General features: G+C 46.2%; 2 protein-coding genes. Both read right to left on the reverse strand.

What is annotated here, in order from left to right; translation table 11 throughout:
* The coding region (locus tag A3GK_RS10875) for a carboxypeptidase-like regulatory domain-containing protein (protein WP_040576189.1) at positions 1–636 on the reverse strand (636 nt) is incomplete at its 3' end.
* A 53-nt stretch (positions 637–689) separates the two neighbouring features.
* Positions 690–2,479 (reverse strand): outer membrane beta-barrel family protein (locus A3GK_RS0110040; RefSeq protein ID WP_018029314.1); only part of this gene is annotated, 1,790 nt, incomplete at its 5' end.

The raw sequence follows: 2,479 nt of genomic DNA on the forward strand, positions 1-2,479 counted from the left end.
GTATATTTTGATGACGGCACCGACCGATGAGCTGTACTTGGCGCCAGGATTGGTGATCACTTGAATGTCCTTGATGAGGTAGGGCTTGAGCTCTCTCATTTGATTGGGGTCGGTCATTAGTCGGTCGTTGATGTAGATGACTGGGGTGCCCTTTCCGGTTACTTTCACCTTTTCATTCTCCACTTCCACTAGTGGAATACCTCTGAGCACACTGTAGATATCGGTGAGCTTGGAGAGGGGCGAACCATCAATCTGGGTGCTAAGTCCACCAGCAACCAATCGGTGCGAGACACGATTGGCGGTGATGGCTACCTCTTCTAGCATGGTGGCGCTCTCGGAGAGGGTGAGTGTGTATTCCTTGAGGTCTTTGCAAAGCACTTGCTCGTTGCTGTATCCGATCAGACTTGCTTGGAGTAGGATAGGGAGCTTGTGGTCGTTAATAGAGAGAGCAAAGGTGCCATCCTCTTTAGTAACGCCTCCTACGATGGTAGTGGAATCGGGTAGGGCGATGGCTTTAATCGTGGCATAAGGGAGTGGTTTGCCCTCTTTATCCGATACCTTTCCCTTGATCTCTTGTGCCAATAGGTTGCCTGTAGCCAAGCAAAGTATCAGCAAACTTGTGATGAATTGTTTCATAGCTATTGTCTCTTTGTGATAGTTATTCTCTTGATTTTATATAGGAGTTATCTTTACATACGGTCAATGACGGAGCCGAGGGCACCCTTACCTTGGTACTTTTGCTTAGTTGCATTGAAGCGGTAAGCAATGGTCAACTTTATTTGTGATACGGACAACTGATGACTCTTGAGCTCGGTGTAGGGGGTCACGATCCTCGCCTTTATGGGAGTGTTGAAGTTGTTGATGGAGAGACTGGTCGTGAGTGACTTATCTTTGAGCCATTGTTTGGAAATCTGTAGCCAGCCATAAAACATCGGAGCGATCAGCTCTATATTATTCTCCCAGCCCATAAGGTTATAGGTGAAGTTGGCACTGAGTGTGATCTCTTTAGGTAGAGAAAATTGGTTATTGAGTCTAATGGATAGTGTGGGTTTGAAATTGGTAATCTTCTGGTCGAAGAACTGCAGCTGATACCCAAGGATCTTAGAAAAGTCAAGGGTAAGATTGGGTCGCCACCATTTTGTCTTTGGACTTAAGATGACCGAAGCTCCCAGCAGGTGGTAAGGTGTGGTATTGATGTTTTTAATGAGTGTCACGTAGGGAACCATTTCGTCTGGTTTCTTGGGGTTGTAGAGCGGTTGGGAATCTTGTGTTAGGGCATCTATATTGTACTGATGAGATAGCATCAGTGTCACCCACTTTTTATTCAGTAATAGCTGTGTGGTGTAATTGATCTCTGGCTTGAGGTTGGGGTCGCCCACCTGATATTCAAACTTGCTGAGGTACTGATATTCTGGTTGAAGTTGCCAATAACTTGGACGGGTTATCCTGCTCCTGAAGGAGAGTTGGGTATTAATGCCACCTAGCTCGGTGCTGAGTGAGAGGGTGGGGAATAGATTGGTGGAGACTCTCTTTTTGGGGTGCATCATATTCTTTTGGTCAAAGTATTGATTGACTAGATGCTCAAGTCGTGCTCCAGCGGTAAGCATTACTTTCTCGCCGAGAGAGTGGCCATACTCTAGGTAGAGGGCATAGGTGTCCTCTCTTTGCTTGCTCTCAAGGTCGGGCAAGGTGTATTCTTGATTGATTTTGTCGTTGATGCTGAAGAACTTATTATTTACCCAGGTGAATGCACCTCCGAAATTGAGCCTTCCGCCCCAAACGACTCCATTGATATCTGTCCTTATCCCAGCAGATTGAAACTTATCTCCGCTTTGACTGGTTATTGTTTTGCTTTGTTGTGTGGTTTCATTCCTTTCTATAGTGGTAGTGTAATTGGTCGAGAGGCTGCTTTCGAAGTAGTCCATATCTACTTGGGCACTCCAATTCTCCCACCTGCGAATGTAGTAGAGAGAGGGGTGGTGTTGTTGGGTCCAAGGGGTGAACCCGCTGGTCTCGTTATTGTATCTTGTAGGACTATTCTGCTCTAATTGACTTATGAGTTGGTTGCGTATGAGATTGGAGCTTTTTTGGATTTGGAGTTGATACCTTAAGCCTGCGCTCTGATGCTCATCTTCGTAATTGGTGCCGATGTTAAAGTTATAGGTGTCATCGTTAAATTGTCCGATATTGCTGGTCGTATTGTGCCACTCGCTATTGGGCGTTTTCCCATGAAAGCTAAGTTCGGGATTGATATTGATGCCTTTCCAAGCATTGTACCATCCAGTGGCAAATATATCCCACTCTTTGATGCGGTAGTTTAGCGAAAGGTAACCGCAACCTCCTGGCTTTCGATCTTTTACCTTTTGTAGGAAACTCATGACTTCTCCGCTGAGTCCCGAGCCGGGTTCGCGGCGGGTGTATATTTTGATGACGGCACCGACCGATGAGCTGTACTTGGCGCCAGGATTGGTGATCACTT

Origin of the sequence: Porphyromonas somerae DSM 23386, from assembly GCF_000372405.1 — a bacterium.
In the GTDB taxonomy this organism is placed as follows: Bacteria; Bacteroidota; Bacteroidia; order Bacteroidales; family Porphyromonadaceae; genus Porphyromonas_A; species Porphyromonas_A somerae.